13 protein-coding genes are annotated in these 15725 nt (G+C 63.0%); 5 read left to right on the forward strand and 8 right to left on the reverse strand.

Annotation, left to right across the window (positions count from 1 at the left end):
• Nucleotides 1-263: 263 nt before the first annotated feature.
• The 5 genes from AC30NL_RS19660 to AC30NL_RS19680 form a co-directional block, all read right to left on the reverse strand.
• Nucleotides 264-1310 (reverse strand): sulfate/molybdate ABC transporter ATP-binding protein, encoded by a 1047-nt coding sequence (locus tag AC30NL_RS19660; protein WP_489465675.1) that lies wholly within the window; start codon nucleotides 1308-1310, stop codon nucleotides 264-266.
• Nucleotides 1307-2215 carry a sulfate ABC transporter permease subunit CysW gene (cysW, locus tag AC30NL_RS19665; RefSeq protein ID WP_489465676.1) on the reverse strand — a complete coding sequence of 303 codons (909 nt, stop codon included), beginning with the start codon at nucleotides 2213-2215 and terminating at the stop codon, nucleotides 1307-1309. Before cysW ends, AC30NL_RS19660 begins: the two co-directional genes overlap by 4 nt.
• A 1-nt stretch (nucleotide 2216) precedes the next feature.
• Nucleotides 2217-3050, reverse strand: coding sequence for a sulfate ABC transporter permease subunit CysT (gene cysT / locus AC30NL_RS19670; RefSeq protein WP_489465677.1), 834 nt, complete (start codon nucleotides 3048-3050; stop codon nucleotides 2217-2219).
• Nucleotides 3051-3056: 6 nt separating this feature from the next.
• Nucleotides 3057-4073: a sulfate ABC transporter substrate-binding protein gene (locus tag AC30NL_RS19675; RefSeq protein ID WP_489465678.1), complete on the reverse strand. Its 1017-nt coding sequence runs from the start codon at nucleotides 4071-4073 to the stop codon at nucleotides 3057-3059.
• A gap of 137 nt (nucleotides 4074-4210) precedes the next feature.
• Complete coding sequence (locus tag AC30NL_RS19680) at nucleotides 4211-5221, reverse strand: sulfate ABC transporter substrate-binding protein (RefSeq protein WP_489465679.1); 1011 nt, start codon at nucleotides 5219-5221, stop codon at nucleotides 4211-4213.
• 314 nt (nucleotides 5222-5535) lie between these two features.
• On the opposite strand from AC30NL_RS19680, the gene AC30NL_RS19685 reads away from it, so the two are divergent.
• From AC30NL_RS19685 to AC30NL_RS19705, 5 genes are all read left to right on the forward strand, one after another.
• Nucleotides 5536-6357 (forward strand): dienelactone hydrolase family protein, encoded by an 822-nt coding sequence (locus AC30NL_RS19685; RefSeq protein WP_489465680.1) that lies wholly within the window; start codon nucleotides 5536-5538, stop codon nucleotides 6355-6357.
• Between the two features lie 101 nt (nucleotides 6358-6458).
• Nucleotides 6459-7706, forward strand: coding sequence for an MFS transporter (locus AC30NL_RS19690; protein ID WP_489465681.1), 1248 nt, complete (start codon nucleotides 6459-6461; stop codon nucleotides 7704-7706).
• A 203-nt stretch (nucleotides 7707-7909) separates the two neighbouring features.
• On the forward strand, nucleotides 7910-8947 hold the full coding sequence (locus tag AC30NL_RS19695; protein ID WP_489465682.1) for an amino acid ABC transporter substrate-binding protein: 1038 nt from the start codon (nucleotides 7910-7912) through the stop codon (nucleotides 8945-8947).
• Nucleotides 8944-9951 (forward strand): amino acid ABC transporter permease, encoded by a 1008-nt coding sequence (locus tag AC30NL_RS19700; RefSeq protein ID WP_489465683.1) that lies wholly within the window; start codon nucleotides 8944-8946, stop codon nucleotides 9949-9951. The genes AC30NL_RS19695 and AC30NL_RS19700 overlap by 4 nt, the downstream gene beginning before the upstream one ends.
• Nucleotides 9948-11012 (forward strand): amino acid ABC transporter permease, encoded by a 1065-nt coding sequence (locus tag AC30NL_RS19705; RefSeq protein ID WP_489465684.1) that lies wholly within the window; start codon nucleotides 9948-9950, stop codon nucleotides 11010-11012. The genes AC30NL_RS19700 and AC30NL_RS19705 overlap by 4 nt, the downstream gene beginning before the upstream one ends.
• A 995-nt stretch (nucleotides 11013-12007) precedes the next feature.
• Here the strand turns inward: AC30NL_RS19705 and AC30NL_RS19710 are convergent.
• From AC30NL_RS19710 to AC30NL_RS19720, 3 genes are all read right to left on the reverse strand, one after another.
• Nucleotides 12008-13201, reverse strand: a complete 1194-nt coding sequence (locus AC30NL_RS19710) for a trans-sulfuration enzyme family protein (protein ID WP_489465685.1) — start codon at nucleotides 13199-13201, stop codon at nucleotides 12008-12010.
• A complete protein-coding gene (locus AC30NL_RS19715) occupies nucleotides 13198-14574 on the reverse strand; it encodes a pyridoxal-phosphate dependent enzyme (RefSeq protein ID WP_489465686.1) in 1377 nt (458 codons plus the stop codon). The genes AC30NL_RS19710 and AC30NL_RS19715 overlap by 4 nt, the downstream gene beginning before the upstream one ends.
• Nucleotides 14575-14802: 228 nt before the next feature.
• Nucleotides 14803-15725: efflux RND transporter periplasmic adaptor subunit (locus AC30NL_RS19720; RefSeq protein ID WP_489465687.1), on the reverse strand; the 923-nt coding region annotated here is incomplete at its 5' end.

The following is a 15725-nucleotide window of genomic DNA, read 5'->3' on the forward strand; positions in this document are numbered from 1 at the left end:
TCGGCTCGGTTTGACCACTTGCGTCAACGATGATTGGCCCCTCGCTTCCTCTTCAAAAGGTCGTATTGTCGGTACGTTGGGCAAACTGAGAATTGCTGCTGCAGGGCGAGGTGGTGGGAGACGTGTGACGCGGTGTGATGCAGGGTGGGCGAAGTGCAGCGCGCTCACGCGCTTGTGATTCGAGTCAGATGGACAGTCCGCGTGAGCACTGAGAGGCTGAGCACTGAGCACTGAGCACGCTTCGCTTTGCCCCCCCTTGCGAATCAGATGGCTGCCGCGGGATCGTTCATGACGCTGTCGAATCTCGTCACGCGCCTGGGCAGCAGATGCGCTGTCGAGCCGGCCTGCAAGCCGATGGACGCGCGCAGTGCCGTGTACTCCGAGCGTGGCACTTCCACGTCCACATAGCTCGCATCGTCAAGCCGCTTGAACTCGAGCCGCGTGTTCGGCCCCACCGTCAGCGCTTGCGACAGGGTCACTGCAATGGATCCGTCTTGCGGCGTCCCAAGAATCTGCAACTCGTGCGGACGCACGTAGCCCACGTCCGAGCCACCCGCGCCCGCACGATCGAAGCGCCCGTGGAAAAGATTCACGTCGCCGAGGAACTGCAACACGAACGGTGTCGCCGGATGGTCGTAGACCTCGTCGGGCGGCCCATCTTGCTCGATGCGGCCGTGGTTCATCACGACGATGCGGTCCGCGACCTCCATCGCTTCTTCCTGATCGTGCGTGACGAAGACGCTGGTCACGTGCATCTCATCGTGCAAGCGGCGCAGCCAGCGGCGCAGTTCCTTGCGCACCTTGGCGTCAAGGGCGCCGAAGGGCTCGTCGAGCAGCAACACCTTGGGCTCGACTGCGAGGGCGCGCGCCAATGCAATGCGTTGGCGCTGGCCGCCGGAGAGCTGATGCGGATAGCGGTCGGCGATCCAGTCGAGCTGCACGAGCTTCAGGAGCTCCGTCACCTTGGCCTTGATCTCCTTGTCGCTCGGCCGCGTGGCCTTGGGCCGCACGCGCAGTCCGAACGCCACATTCTCGAAGATGGTCATGTGAGCGAAAAGTGCGTAGTGCTGGAACACAAAACCGACCTGCCGCTCACGCACGTCGGTGTTGGTGGCGTCTTCTCCGTGAAAGAGCACGGTGCCGGTGTCGGGCACTTCAAGCCCCGCAATGATGCGCAACAGTGTCGTCTTGCCCGACCCGGACGGGCCCAGCAGCGCGACCAGTTCACCCGCTGGAATGTCCAGGTTCAGGTTGTCGCAAACAATCGTCTGGCCGAAGCGCTTGTTGAGGTTGCGTACTTCTATGCTCATTCGCTTCTCTCCTGAACCTTCAATTGCGATTTCACCCGCTGCTCGACGAGGAACTTGAGCACGAGCGTCACGAGCGCGAGGCCCGCAAGCAGCGACGCCACGGCGAACGACGCGGCGAACTGGTATTCGTTGTAGAGGATCTCGATGTGCAGCGGCATGGTGTTGGTCGATCCACGGATATGGCCGGACACCACGCTCACGGCACCGAACTCGCCCATGGCGCGCGCATTGCAAAGAATCACGCCGTACAAAAGCGCCCACTTCACATTGGGCAGCGTCACGCGGCGGAAGATCTGCCAGCCGTTGGCGCCCAGCACGCGCGCCGCTTCTTCCTGCTCGGTGCCTTGCGCCTGCATCAGCGGGATCAATTCGCGCGCAACGAACGGGAAGGTCACGAACACGGTGGCGAGCACGATGCCCGGCACCGCGAAGATCACCTTCAAATCGTGGTCGCGCAGCCACTCGCCGAACCAGCCTTGCAATCCGAAGACGAGCACGTAGATCAGGCCGGAGATCACCGGGCTCACGGAGAACGGCAGGTCGATCAGCGTCAGCAGCACGTTCTTGCCACGAAAGTCGAACTTCGCGATGCACCATGCCGCAGCGATGCCGAACACGAGGTTGAGCGGCACGGAGATGCCCGCCGCGATCAGCGTGAGCTTGATGGCTGAGAGGGCATCCGGGTCGGTGATGGCTGCGAGGTACACGCCCGCGCCCTTCTTGAAGGCTTCGACGAAAACGATGGCGAGCGGCACGAAGAGGAACAGCGCGAGGAATCCCAGCGCGGTGCCGATCAGCAGCCACTTGACCCACGCCGGCTCGGTGGTGGCTTCGGGCAAGTTGCGCGGCGCAACGGCCGCACGCGCCGTGAGCTGGGCCGACGGGTTCGAAGGAATCGCGCTCATTTCACCGCCCCTGCCTTGCACGTGTCCAGGCTTGCAGACCGTTGATGGCGAGCAGCAGCAGGAAGGCCGAAACCAGCATCACCACTGCAATCGCGGTTGCACCCGTGTAGTCGTACTGCTCGAGCTTGGTGATGATGAGCAACGGCGTGATCTCGCTCACCAACGGCATGTTGCCCGCGATGAAGATGACCGAGCCGTACTCGCCCAGCGCACGGGCGAAGGCGAGAGCGAAGCCGGTGAGAAGTGCGGGCGTGATGATCGGGAAGATGACCTTGGTGAATGTCTGCAGGCGCGAAGCGCCCAGGGTCGCCGCCGCTTCCTCGATCTCCTTGTGCAGGTCTTCGAGCACCGGCTGCAAGGTGCGAACGACAAAGGGCAGGCCGATGAAGGTCAGCGCCACGAAAACGCCGATGGGCGTGAAGCTCACCTTGAAGGGCAGGTGCGATCCGATCCAGCCGTTCTGCGCATACAGCGCTGTGAGCGCGATGCCCGCGACCGCCGTTGGCAACGCGAAGGGCAAGTCGACCAGCGCATCAATGACGCGCTTGGCCGGAAACTCATAGCGCACCAGCACCCAGGCGACGATGAGCCCGAAGAAGGCATTCAGCAGCGCGGCTGCGACGGATGCGCCGAAGGTGAGGCGGTACGACGCCAACACGCGGGGCGAGGTGACGGCGTCCCAGAAAGCCGGCCAAGTCATCGTGAAAGTCTTGAGAAACGCCGCGCTCAATGGAATGAGCACGATGAAGCCGAGGTACAGCAGCGTGAAGCCGAGTGCGAGGTCGAAGCCCGGCAGCACGCTGTGCCGCTTCAGGAGCGTGCGCGAGAAAAACATGAACGACTACTTCTTCGCAGCAAGAATCTGGTCGTAGATCGCGCCGTCGTCGAAGTGCTCCTTCTGCGCGCGGCCCCAGCCACCGAACACCTCGTCAATGGTGAAGAGATTCACCTTCGGAAAGTCCCGGGCGTACTTCTGCAGCAGCGCGGCCGAACGCGGGCGAAGCTGGTGCTTGGCGGCGATCTCCTGCGCCTCGTCGGACCAAAGGTACTTCAGGTAAGCCTCGGCTTGCTTGCGCGTGCCCTTCTTGTCGACCACCTTGTCGATCACAGCGACCGGGTTCTCGGCCAGGATGCTGTACTGCGGATACACCACGTCGAAGTTGGCACCGAACTCGCCCTTGATGAGGTTCACTTCGCTCTCGAAGGTGGCGAGCGCATCACCGATGCCGCGCTGCGCGAAGGTGGTGGTGGCGGCACGCCCGCCGCCGTCGAAGACTGGCACGTTGGCAAAGATCTTCTGCACCATGTCGCGTGCTTGTGCTGGCGTCTTGCCCGACTTGATGGCCGCGCCCCAGGCTGCCACGTAGGTGTAGCGGCCATTGCCGGTGATCTTCGGGTTGGGGATGATGACGCTCACGCCTGGGCGGGCCAGATCGGTCCAGTCCTTGATGCCCTTGGGGTTGCCACGGCGCACGAGGATAACGGTCGTGGACGTCGTCGGTGCGCTGTTGTTGGGCAGGCGCTTGGCCCAGTCCGTCGACAGGACCTTGCCGCGCTCGGCGATTGCGTCGATGTCATTCGACTGGTTCATGGTCACGACGTCGGCCTCGAGCCCATCGATCACCGCGCGCGATTGCTTACTCGAGCCGCCGTGCGACTGATTGATGGTGATGTCTTCGTTGGCGCTCGCCTTCCAGTGCTTGATGAAGGCAGCGTTGTAGTCCTTGTAGAACTCGCGCGCGACGTCGTAAGAGACGTTCAGCAATGACGGGCCGGCAGCTTCGGCAATGGTCGCGACGGACAGGGCGGCAAGGGCGGGAAGGACGAGAACGATGAGACGGCGAAGGCGGAACTGCATGCGAAAACGCCGCCCGTGGGCGGCCCTGCAATGATCGAAGCGTGCATGCTAGTCACGCACTAACAAATATCAAACAACGCAAAACGCCGACCCTTATACGAAGAACGAATAAGGGACACTTGTCGTGAGCTCGGCGATCAGTGTTTCGCGTAGATCTTGTCGAACACCCCGCCGTCCGCAAAGTGGGTCTTCTGTGCCTTGGTCCAGCCGCCGAAGGCTTCGTCGATGGTGAACAGGTTCACCTTCGGGAACTGCTTGGCAAGCTTCGCGGCCGCCGCCGGATCGATCGGGCGGTAGTAGTTGTGGCCGGCAATCTCCTGGCCTTCCGACGAGTACAGGTAGTCGAGGTAGGCCTGCGCGACGATGCGCGTTCCCTTTTTGTCGGCCACCTTGTCGACCACGGCCACCGGTGGCTCGGCCAGGATGGACGATGAGGGCGCGACCACGTCGAACTTGTCTGCACCGAGTTGCTTGATCGCGAGCAGGGCTTCGTTTTCCCAGGCGATCAGCACGTCGCCAATGCCGCGCTCGACGAAGGTCGTCGTCGATCCGCGAGCCCCCGAGTCGAGCACCGGCACGTTCTTGTACAGGCTGGCGACGAACCCCTGCGCCTTGGCTTCGCTGCGGTACTTCTTCTGCGCATAACCCCAGGCCGCGAGGTAGTTCCAGCGCGCACCGCCCGAGGTCTTCGGGTTGGGCGTGATGACGCTGAGACCCGGCTTCACGAGGTCGTCCCAGTCCTTGATGCCCCGGGGGTTGCCGCGGCGCACGAGGAAGACGATGGTCGAGGTGTAGGGCGAGCTGTTGTGCTTGAAGCGCTTTTGCCAATCGGGCGGAAGCAGCTTCGCCCTTTCGCTGATCTCGTCGATGTCGTAGCCGAGTGCGAGCGTGACCACGTCGGCATCAAGACCATCGATCACCGAACGCGCCTGCTTGCCCGAGCCTCCGTGCGAAGTCTTCACCACCACGTCGTCGCCGGTCTTGGTCTTCCAGTACTTGGCGAAGGCCTTGCTGTAGTCCTGGTAGAACTCGCGCGTCGGGTCGTACGAGACGTTGAGAAGGGTGATCTCCTTCGCCATGGCCATGCCGGCTGTCGCAGCGAAAGCCAGTGACAGCAGCGAGTGGCGAAGGAAGCGGGCCGTGGTCATGAAAGATCCTTGTGATGAGCGGGCATGATCGAAAAACTCTCAGCCTCTGAGGGAGCCTCTGAGGGCTAAGGCACTTGAATCGTAGAAAGGCGTGAACGTTCAAGGAAGGAAGGAAATCGACGTTGCTTATTCGGTGAGCGAGAAAACCCCCTTTATCAGCAAGCTGCATGCCTTCACTGAAGCGTTACACCTCGCATACGCACGGTCGCACCCGGGTTTTTCTGTGAAGGTCACCGTTGCCCCTTCGGGCCTGCGATGATGGCTTCATCACTTGGTTCGGGCATGACGCCCTTTTGCAAAGCAGACGAACTCTCATGAGCCACTCTCAGCAACCCCCTTCATCACCGACCTACGCCGCGGCGGCCGAACCGCTGCAGAGGGCCACCTTGATCCATACCGACAGCACCGGGCTTGTCGCGAGCGAGATGCAGATCCCAACCTCCACTGGCCTGCTTCCCGCCTATCGCGCGGTGCCCGACCGGGCCGGTCCGCACCCGATCGTGCTGGTCGTGCAGGAAATCTTCGGCCTGCATGAGCACATTCGGGACGTGACACGCCGCCTCGCAAAACTTGGCTACCTCGCAATCGCGCCAGCGCTTTACTTCCGTCAGGGCGACCCGGCGCAGTACACCGACATCGATGAACTGCGCGAGAAGATCGTCAGCAAGGTGCCCGACGAACAGGTGATGGCCGACCTCGATGCGACCTACGCCTGGGCGCGCGAGCAAGGCGGCGATCCGGCACGCCTGGGTGTGACCGGGTTCTGCTGGGGCGGTCGCATCGTGTGGCTGTATGCGGCGCACCAGCCCAAGCTCAAGGCGGGTGTCGCCTGGTACGGCAAGCTCACCGGCCCGAAGAGCGCGATGCAGCCGCGCCACCCCCTGGACGTGGCCGGGCAGCTCAAGGCGCCCGTGCTCGGCTTGTACGGGGGGCAGGACCCGAGCATCCCGCTCGAACAGGTCGAGGAATTGCGCAAGTCCCTGCGCCAAGTCAACAGCGCATCGCAGGTGCTCGTGTATCCGGGTGCGCCGCACGCGTTCTATGCGGACTATCGGCCGAGCTATCGGGCGGAAGCTGCGGAAGACGGCTGGCAGCGCCTCAAGACTTGGTTCGCGCAACACGGCCTGCGGCCTTGAATTCGTAGATCGCCGCCTCCCTCACCACCTCCCAGAAGGAGAGGGAGTTATGCGCTGACCCTTCGGATTGCTTCCACGCTTTCGCGTAGGCTCGCGGTTGCATGCCTGATACGGATACCTCCACGCACCTCGTCGCACGACTTCTGCTCCCCCGCGACGCGGCGCCCGATGCGTGGCGCATGCTGGCAGCGCGCGGCTTGCGCGCCTTGTGCGACGGATATATGGCGGTGCTGCTTCCCGCGTACCTGCTGTCACTGGGATTCGGGCAGTTCCAGGTCGGGCTCATCAGCACCGCTACGCTGCTCGGATCCGCCGCCGCGACACTCTGGGTCGGTGCTTTCGGTCATCGCTTCGCCCCCCGCGCATTGCTCGCGGCGGCCGCCTTGCTGATGACTGCGACAGGCCTCGGATTCGCCGGCCTCTCGTCGTTCTGGCCATTACTGATCGTCGCCATCGTCGGCACGCTGAACCCCAGCTCGGGCGACGTCTCGGTGTTTCTTCCGCTCGAACACGCACGGCTGGCCGAGGCCGCGAAAGGCGAAGCCCGCACTGCACTCTTCGCGCGCTACAGCGTGCTCGGAGCCTTGTGCGCAGCGGTGGGCGCACTCGCCGCTGCAGTACCCGATTTCCTGAGGCGCTTCGCGGGCATCACCGAGCTCGCATCCTTGCGAGCATTGTTCCTGCTCTACGGCCTCGTGGGCCTCGCAGTCTTCGCGCTCTATCGCGGCCTGCCTGCTCCTGACCATGGCTGCGCACCAACAAGGCCCGCACTGCTTGGCCCGTCGCGGGCCATCGTCGTGCGGCTCGCAGTCCTGTTCTGCGTCGACTCGTTCGCAGGCGGGCTGGTCGTCAACGCCTTGCTCTCGCTGTGGTTGCTGCAACGCTTCGGACTCACGCTGTCACAGGCGGGGGCGTTCTTCTTCTGGGCCGGCTTGCTCAGCGCAGCATCGCAGTTCGCCGCGCCCAAAGTCGCCGCGCGCATCGGCCTGCTCAACACCATGGTATTCACGCACATCCCTGCCAACATCTGCCTCGTGCTTGCCGCCCTGTCGCCCAGCCTGCCGCTCGCGCTCACGCTGATGTTCGTGCGCAGCGCCTTGTCACAGATGGACGTACCCACACGCACCGCCTATGTCATGGGCGTCGTCACTCCGGCCGAGCGTTCGGCAGCCGCGAGCTTCACCGCCGTGCCGCGCAGCCTGGCATCGGCCATCAGCCCCACGCTCGGCGGCGCTCTCTTTGCAGCAGGCTTCATTAGCGCGCCGCTGGTGTTGTGCGGGACCTTGAAGATCGCTTATGACCTCGCCTTGTGGTGGGCGTTTCGAAAGCATCCGCCGCAAGGCGAATGAAATAGCACGTCAGTTTGATTTTTCGATGCAGTCCGCGAATCCTCATGTCGAGGACCGATTTGATTCTTGACGCCCAGCTAAGCTACGCAGGGGCATGGCTCGAGACACCAGTGCCGTCATCGGCATTTGCTTAGACTCATCGTTTCGTTGCGGAACCGGCCGGCGTCGCCTCCAAGCTCGCCGGCCTTTCATAAAGGACTTCGATGACTCGCATTTCCATTCGACTCGCCGCCCTGATCGGCGCCGCCGGGCTCGCGGCCACCCTTGCTGCCCCAGCGCACGCAGGCAAGACGCTCGACACCATCAAGCAGCGGGGCAACATCAACTGCGGCGTGTCCACGGGAGTGGCCGGATTCTCCGCACCCGACAGCCAGGGGCAATGGTCGGGGCTGGACGCCGACACCTGCCGTGCGCTCGCAGCGGCAGTGCTGGGGGACGCGAAGAAGGTGAACTTCGTGCCGCTCAATGCGCAGCAGCGCTTTGCAGCATTGCAATCGGGCGAAGTCGACCTGCTTGCCCGCAACACCACCTGGACGCTCACGCGCGACGCGTCGCTCGGCTTTCACTTCACCACCGTCACTTACTACGACGGGCAAGGCTTCCTGGTACCCAAGAAGCTGAAGGTGACGAGTGCCAAGCAGTTGAAGAATGCCGAGATCTGCGTGCAGTCGGGCACCACCAACGAGAAGAACCTCGCTGACTACTTCCGCGCGCAGAACGTGAAGATCAAGCCGGTGGTATTCGAAGGTTTCGAGGCCTCGTTCAAGGCTTTCTTTGCGGGACGATGCCAGGCCTATACAACCGACGTGTCGGGCCTCGCGGGCCTGCGAAACAAGGAAGCGAAGAACCCCGACGACTACATGATCCTGCCCGACCTCATCTCCAAGGAACCGCTTGGACCGCTGGTTCGCCGCGGCGACGACGAATGGTTCGCGGACGTGAAGTGGGTGATTTTCGCGTTGATCGAAGCCGAAGAGAACGGACTCACGCAGGCCAACGTCGACGAGCAGAAGGCCAACAGCAAGGACCCGGTGGTGCAACGCATCCTGGGCACGTCGGAAGATACAGGCAAGCTGCTCGGGCTCGACAAGGAATGGGCCTTGCGCGCAATCAAGGCGAGCGGCAACTATGGTGAGATCTTCGAGCGCAATGTCGGTCCGAAGTCGGTGCTGAAGCTGCCGCGCGGGGCGAACAATCTTTGGAGCAAGGGCGGGCTGGTTTACGCACCACCGATTCGATGAGTGTGGATGCCAGCGCGACGCGGGAGACTTCGGGGCCTCCGCGGACTCGTCCGCCGCTTTTCGCCTGGTTCTTCCAGACGCTGCTCGTTCTCGCACTGGTCGCGCTCATCGCGTGGCTGGTGTCGAACACGCTGGCTCACCTGCGTGAACGCGGTATCCGCGCTGGCTTCGACTTCCTGACACAGCCCGCCGGCTTCGAGATCGGTGAAAGCTGGCTGAGCTACGAATCGAGCCAGCCGTTCTGGAGTGCCTTTCTCGCAGGCCTCGCCAACACGGTGCGCGTGGCACTTCCGGGCATCGTGCTCGCCACGCTGCTCGGCACCGTGATCGGGCTTGGCCGCTTGTCGCGAAACTTCTTGCTTCGCAGCATCAGCACGGGCTGTGTCGAATTGCTGCGCAACGTACCACTGCTCGTGCAGTTGTTGATGTGGTACTTCGCACTGACCGAATTACTGCCCGCGTCGAACGATGCGGTGCACGTCGCGCCAGGCATCTTCCTGAGCAAGAGCGGGCTGTCGTTTCCGTGGTGGGAAGCGGGCGGCTTCGACTGGCCGATGGCGGGTGAGTTGAACGTCATCGGCGGCGCGTCGGTGACGCCGGAATTTCTCGCGGTGTGGATGGGCTTGTCGACCTACACCGCGGCCTTCGTCGCCGAGACTGTGCGGGCTGGCATTCAGTCGGTGTCGGCCGGGCAATTGCACGCAGCCATGTCCATGGGGCTCACACCACGCCAGGCTTTGCGCTACATCGTCATGCCGCAAGCGCTTCGCGTGATCGTGCCGTCGATCACCAACCAATACCTCAACCTCACCAAGAATTCCTCGCTGGCAGTGGCCGTGGGTTATCCGGATCTGGTGTCGGTTGCCAACACGGCGCTGAACCAGACAGGCCGTGCCTTCGAATGCATCGCCGTGATCATGTCCGTTTACCTGGTGTTGTCGCTCCTCACGTCGGTGCTGATGAACCGCTACAACGCGAGGGTGGCTCTGCGAGGTGCCGGATGAATCGAGCACTTCGCTGGATGCGCGAGGAGCTGTTCAACGGGTTCGGCAATTCATTGCTCACGCTGATCATGACGGCGCTGCTGATGTGGACGCTTCCCAAGCTCGCGAGCTGGGCCTTGATGCACGCGGTATTTCGCGCCGACGCCGATGCCTGCCGCGCAATCGAACACGCAGGCGCGTGCTGGGGCGTCATCTCGGAGAAGCTGCGGGCCATCCTGTTCGGCCGCTATCCCTACGAACTGCAATGGCGCCCTGCGGCGGGCCTCGTCGTGACCTTCGCGGTGCTGGGCGCGAGTGCGGTGCCGCGCCTTTGGCGCAAGTCGCTGGTCCTCGCCTGGGTCGTCGCCATCGCGGGCTTCATCGTCCTGATGCATGGCGGCGTCGCCGGGCTGGAAGTGGTGCCGACATCGCGATGGGGCGGCCTGCCGTTGACGCTTCTCCTGTCCGTCGTCGGACTTGCCGTCGCCTTCCCGATGGGCGTGCTGCTCGCTCTCGGACGGCGTTCGCCCTGGCCCGTGCTGCGCTTCATATGCGCAACGTACATTGAGATCATCCGAGGCGTGCCTTTGATCTCGGTGCTGTTCATGGCCTCGTTCATGCTTCCGCTGTTGCTGCCCCAAGGCTTCCAGCTCGACGTGCTGCTGCGAGTGCTGGTGGGCATCACGCTATTTACGGCAGCCTATCTTGCCGAGGTGGTGCGTGGGGGGTTGCAGGCCGTGCCGCAGGGTCAGTGGATGGCAGCGCGGGCGCTGGGGCTGCAGCCCTGGCAAGTGCAGCGACACGTCGTGCTGCCCCAGGCTCTGCGCGCGGTGGTGCCGGCGCTCGTCAACAGCTTCATCGGCACATTCAAGGACACGTCGCTTGTCATGATCGTGAGCCTGTACGAACTCACCGGTGCACTGACGCTGGCGCTCGGCGGCGACCCCACCTGGCGGCCCTTCTACCTCGAAGGCTATCTCTTCATCGCCGCCATCTACTGGGCCTTCTGCTTCGGCATGTCGCAATACAGCCGGTGGATTGAGAGGCGATTGAACGCGAGGCCGGTGCGGGTGTCGGCTTGATAGCTCGGCAACGAAGGGCGGCGGTTGGCCGTATAGCCGCCCGCCAACACCGGCGCCCCAGCCAGGGTGCTGCGGGCCTTACCGTGACAGATCCGAACGGAAGGGGCAGCATGCTTAAGCCGTGTCATCGCATATGCAGGCTTACGCGCGGACGACAGGACGTTGAAAAGCGTGAACAGGATCACGCGAATCATGGTGATCAGGAGAAGGTCCTGAACTGGTCATAACGAATGACGCCTGATGTGGAAACCTATTGCTTGTTCGTGTCAAGACGAACTCTAAAGGTTTATCAATTCGGTTTCCAAAGGACTTTATATGAAAGACAAACTTCGGCGTTGGATCTCATGCTTGGCTGTGGCAACTGCGGGCATGGCGGCGGTATCAAATGCCTCTGCCTACTTTGGGGATGAGGACAATGGCTTGATCACCAATTCCACCAACGGATGCGTGCGAGCGTACGTAGCGGGAGGCCGCGTGGACATTCCCCCTCATGCTCAGCGCTTTGTCTGGACCAACCCCAGGAACCCGTACTTCATGGTCGATGTCTTTAAATGGTCCACGTGTGGCGGCAAGGCGGTAAGGAATGTATGGTTCAGGGCTTCCGACCACTATTGGACCGTCCGTTGATAGAGCTGGCTCCGCTCGTTTGAATGTGCGAGGCCGAGAGGCGCTCCTTTACGAGAGCGGCAGTTGTAAAACCACCATTTGAAGCCGAATTTTCTGGCCGTTGGAAGGGCAAGAGAGTGGCAAGGGAGACAGGAGCGGCCATGACTGGCACGATGTAAGTTCTCAACGCATACATCACGCTCCTTATTTCTACTATGACGTAGAACATTTTCGACCGAAGAAGCAAGCGAAGTCGCTTGGTTCTGGCAAGCGCGACGGCTACTGGTGGCAGTCTTGCCTTCGACTACATGAATGGTGCATCCTGTTTCGCAACGAAACTCTACTCACGAAGCTGGTGACCTGATTGTCGGCTGTCGGCCAGCTCTGCCTCAGATCGCCGCAAGCGCCCGCCGCAAATCGCCGCGCAAATCTTCAAGATCCTCCACCCCCACGGACAGCCGCACGAGCGCATCCCCGATGCCCAGTTGCTGACGTGTCTCTAGCGGAATGGTCGCGTGAGTCATGATCGCCGGGTGCTCGATCAGGCTTTCGACGCCGCCCAAGCTTTCGGCCAGCGAAAAAATCTTCACTGCCTCGAGGAAGCGTCGTGCCCCGGCGAGGTCGGTGCGCAGATCCAGCGAGATCATTCCGCCAAAGCCGTGCATCTGCTTCTTCGCCAACGTGTATTGCGGATGCGATTCCAGCCCCGGGTAGTGAACGCGCGCCGCCTGTGGCTGCTGTTCCAGCCATTGCGCGAGCGCGAGGCCGTTGCTGCAATGACGCTCCATGCGCAGCGCCAGCGTCTTCACGCCGCGCAGTGCCATGAAACTGTCAAATGGACTCGCGATGGCCCCCACCGCGTTCTGCAAAAAGCCGAGGCGCTCGCGGATTGCGTCATGGCGCGCTTCCTTGCCGACGATGGCGACGCCGCCGATGATGTCCGAGTGGCCGTTGAGGTACTTGGTCGTCGAATGCACGACGATGTCGAAGCCCAATTCAAGCGGCCGCTGAATCCACGGGCTCGCGAACGTGTTATCCGCCGCGCACAGAATGCCGCGTTCGCGGCAAATCTCTGCGATGGCGCGCAGATCGGCCAGCCGCAGCAGCGGGTTGGTGGGCGTCTCGACCCACACCATCTTCGTCTGCGGCGTGATTGCCGCGATGAGCCTCTTCGGATCAGTGAGATCGACGAAGCTGAAGCGATGCCCCGCACTCTTGCTGCGAACACGCTCGAACAGGCGGAAGGTGCCGCCGTAGATGTCGTCGCCCGACACGATGTGAGAGCCGGCGTCCAGCAACTCCATCACCGTCGAAATTGCAGCGAGCCCCGACGCGAATGCGAAGGCCTGCGAGCCGCTTTCGAGGTCCGCGACGCATCGCTCGAAGGCGAAGCGCGTGGGGTTGTGCGAACGGCCGTAGTCCAGACCTTTATGTACACCCGGGCTTTGCTGGACGAAGGTCGAAGTCGCGTAGATGGGCGGCATGATCGCGCCCGTCGACGGGTCGGGCGATTGGCCGGCGTGAATGACACGCGTGCCGAACGCAAGGTCTTTGGTGGCAAGGTCTTTGTTGTCGTGGCTCACGAGAGGGTCCTTCGCAAATGGTTCAAGAGGTCGAATCGGGTGATGAGGCCGTGGAAGCCGCTCGCATCCGCAACGATGGCGACGAGGCCCTTGTCGAGCACGGCTTCGAGTTCGGCAAGGCTGGCCCTGGGCGAGAGCGTCTCGGGCGCATCGGTCATGGCGGTGCTCACCGTCGAGCGAAAGTGCGCCGCGTCGGCGTGCACGCTCAACAGCAAGTCCGACTCATCGATCACGCCGACGAGCTTCTTGCCGTCGAGCACCGGCAGTTGCGACACATCGGCCGCACGCATTCGCGCGAAGGCCGTGAGCAGCGTGTCGTCCGGCCCAACGCTCACGACGCTGCCTTCTTCGAAACGGCGCGACACCACGTCGCGCAGATCACCGTAGCGTTTGCGCGGCAGCAGGCCCTGGTCGAGCATCCACTGGTCGTTGTACATCTTCGACAGGTAGCGCGTGCCGGTGTCGACGACAAAGCTCACCACGCGCTTGGGCGTCTTCTGCTCGCGGCAGAAACGCAGCGCAGCAGCGAGCAAGGTGCCGGTGGACGATCCACCCAGAATGCCCTCGGCCCGCAACAATTCGCGTGCGGTGCCGAAGCTTTCCTCATCCGGAATTTCATAGGCCGCGCACACGCTGGACAAATCGGCGATGGCGGGGATGAAGTCTTCACCGATGCCTTCCACCGCCCACGAGCCCGCGGTGCCGAGCTTGCCGCTTCGGGTGTACTCGGCCACGATGGAACCCTTGGGGTCGGCCAGCACGAAACCGAGTTCGGGTTGCACCTTTCTGAAGTAGGCAGACAGTCCGGCGATGGTGCCGCCTGAGCCCACGCCGCAGACGATGGCATCGATGTCGTGACCCATCTGCTGCCAGATCTCTGGCCCGGTGCTGGTCTCGTGTGCGAGCGGGTTGGCGGGGTTGTTGAACTGGTCGGCGAAGAATGCGCCGGGGATGTCGCGGGCAAGCCGTGCAGCCACGTCCTGATAGTAGTCGGGATGGCCCTTGCCCACGTCGGAGCGGGTGATGTGCACCTCGGCGCCAAGGGCCTTCAGATGCAGGACTTTCTCGGTCGACATCTTGTCGGGCACCACGAGCACCACGCGGTAGCCCTTGGCGCGCGCCACGAGAGCGATGCCGAGGCCGGTGTTGCCGGCGGTCGCCTCGACCACCGTGCCGCCCGGCTTCAGGCGGCCATCGCGCTCGGCCGTGTCGACCATTGCCAAGCCGATCCGGTCCTTGATGCTGCCGCCGGGGTTCTGGTTCTCGAGCTTCAGGAACAGCGTACACAGGCCAGTGTCAAGCCGCGTCACTTGCACCAGTGGCGTGTTGCCGATCTGGTCGAGCACCGCCGGTCGCGATTGTTTGGTGGTCATGCCATCACCTTGTGGGTTCGTGAAAATGATGGGCGCCGTGCGGGTCGCGCAAGCGGCGTCGATGCGAGAAAGCATCGTAGCGCCTGGCAGCAACGCGGGTTCTTGGCAATGGTGAGAGCAGGTTCTTGTAGGGTGGGCAAAGCGAAGCGTGCCCACGCGGTCGTCGATCAAATCAGCTCAACGATTACGCGTGGGCACGCTTCGCTTTGCCCACCCTACCAATGAAACTCACAGCGCCGATTCACGCTGCCACAAAGCCGCCACCCAATGCAGCCCGCGGCCCGCAATGGACTGTCGTTGCCCGTGAAGGTGGGCCACGCCCGCAAGCTCCGAGCGCGGCGGCAGTTCGCGGTCGCATTGCGCGAGCCGTACGCGAAAAGTGGGCTGCATCGGCAGCAGTCGACCCTCGCTCGTACGTTGCGCCGGGATGCTGCCACCGTAGGGGCTGGCGACACCGGGCACATCGAGATAGGCGACTTGCACCGCGTCGATGCCCGTCACCGAACAATTCACCAATGATTCTTCCAACGCTGTAGGAACGAACACCGCGTGCTGGCCCACAGCCAGGCCTTCGAGTTCAGCTTCGTCGACGAAGGCATCCACTTTCGTGCCGCGTGGTCCGATCACCTGCAGAAGGCGCTCGCCAGCGGGAATCCACACATCGCGAGCCGCGTCGTCATCCACCTCGACCACGGTGCCGTCGAAAGGCGCGGTGATCGACAGGCGGCGCATTTCGACCTGCAGGCCAGCCACCTCCTCTGCCGCGGCCTCCCAGCGCTTGCGCAGTGCGGGGCCAGCTTCCATCAAATGCTCGTCGAAGGGCTGCTGGCTCAACTGCCACTGCAGTTGTTGTTCGCGAGCCTGCGCCTGCGCGAGGCGCGAAGAGAGGTCGGGCGAACGCAGTTGCAGCAGAGGCTGGCCGGCACGCACGATCTCGCCGGCCGGGGGCAAGCGGCTGTTCACCTGGGCAGCATGGGGCGCGTACATCGCCTGCGCCTGCTGCGCGCTCAACACGCCGGGTGCCCGCACAGAGACTTGCCACGGCCATAGGAGCATCGTCAGCGCGATGCCTGTCGCGATGGCGGTGCGCCGTGATCGGTGGTTCCATCGCACTGCGTCGCGCCGGTTCCACCAGGCCTTGAGTTCGCGCA

Source organism: Rhizobacter sp., assembly GCA_021153565.1.
GTDB lineage: Bacteria > Pseudomonadota > Gammaproteobacteria > Burkholderiales > Burkholderiaceae_C > Albitalea.

Excerpts from the sequence above, each read along its gene's own strand:
- cysT (WP_489465677.1), bottom strand. The coding sequence starts at position 3,050 with ATGTTTTTCTCGCGCACGCTCCTGAAGCGGCACAGCGTGCTGCCGGGC.
- AC30NL_RS19680 (WP_489465679.1), bottom strand. The coding sequence starts at position 5,221 with ATGACCACGGCCCGCTTCCTTCGCCACTCGCTGCTGTCACTGGCTTTC.
- AC30NL_RS19715 (WP_489465686.1), bottom strand. The coding sequence starts at position 14,574 with ATGACCACCAAACAATCGCGACCGGCGGTGCTCGACCAGATCGGCAAC.
- AC30NL_RS19695 (WP_489465682.1), top strand. The coding sequence starts at position 7,910 with ATGACTCGCATTTCCATTCGACTCGCCGCCCTGATCGGCGCCGCCGGG.
- AC30NL_RS19705 (WP_489465684.1), top strand. The coding sequence starts at position 9,948 with ATGAATCGAGCACTTCGCTGGATGCGCGAGGAGCTGTTCAACGGGTTC.
- cysW (WP_489465676.1), bottom strand. The coding sequence starts at position 2,215 with ATGAGCGCGATTCCTTCGAACCCGTCGGCCCAGCTCACGGCGCGTGCG.
- AC30NL_RS19690 (WP_489465681.1), top strand. The coding sequence starts at position 6,459 with ATGCCTGATACGGATACCTCCACGCACCTCGTCGCACGACTTCTGCTC.
- AC30NL_RS19660 (WP_489465675.1), bottom strand. The coding sequence starts at position 1,310 with ATGAGCATAGAAGTACGCAACCTCAACAAGCGCTTCGGCCAGACGATT.
- AC30NL_RS19685 (WP_489465680.1), top strand. The coding sequence starts at position 5,536 with ATGAGCCACTCTCAGCAACCCCCTTCATCACCGACCTACGCCGCGGCG.
- AC30NL_RS19675 (WP_489465678.1), bottom strand. The coding sequence starts at position 4,073 with ATGCAGTTCCGCCTTCGCCGTCTCATCGTTCTCGTCCTTCCCGCCCTT.
- AC30NL_RS19700 (WP_489465683.1), top strand. The coding sequence starts at position 8,944 with ATGAGTGTGGATGCCAGCGCGACGCGGGAGACTTCGGGGCCTCCGCGG.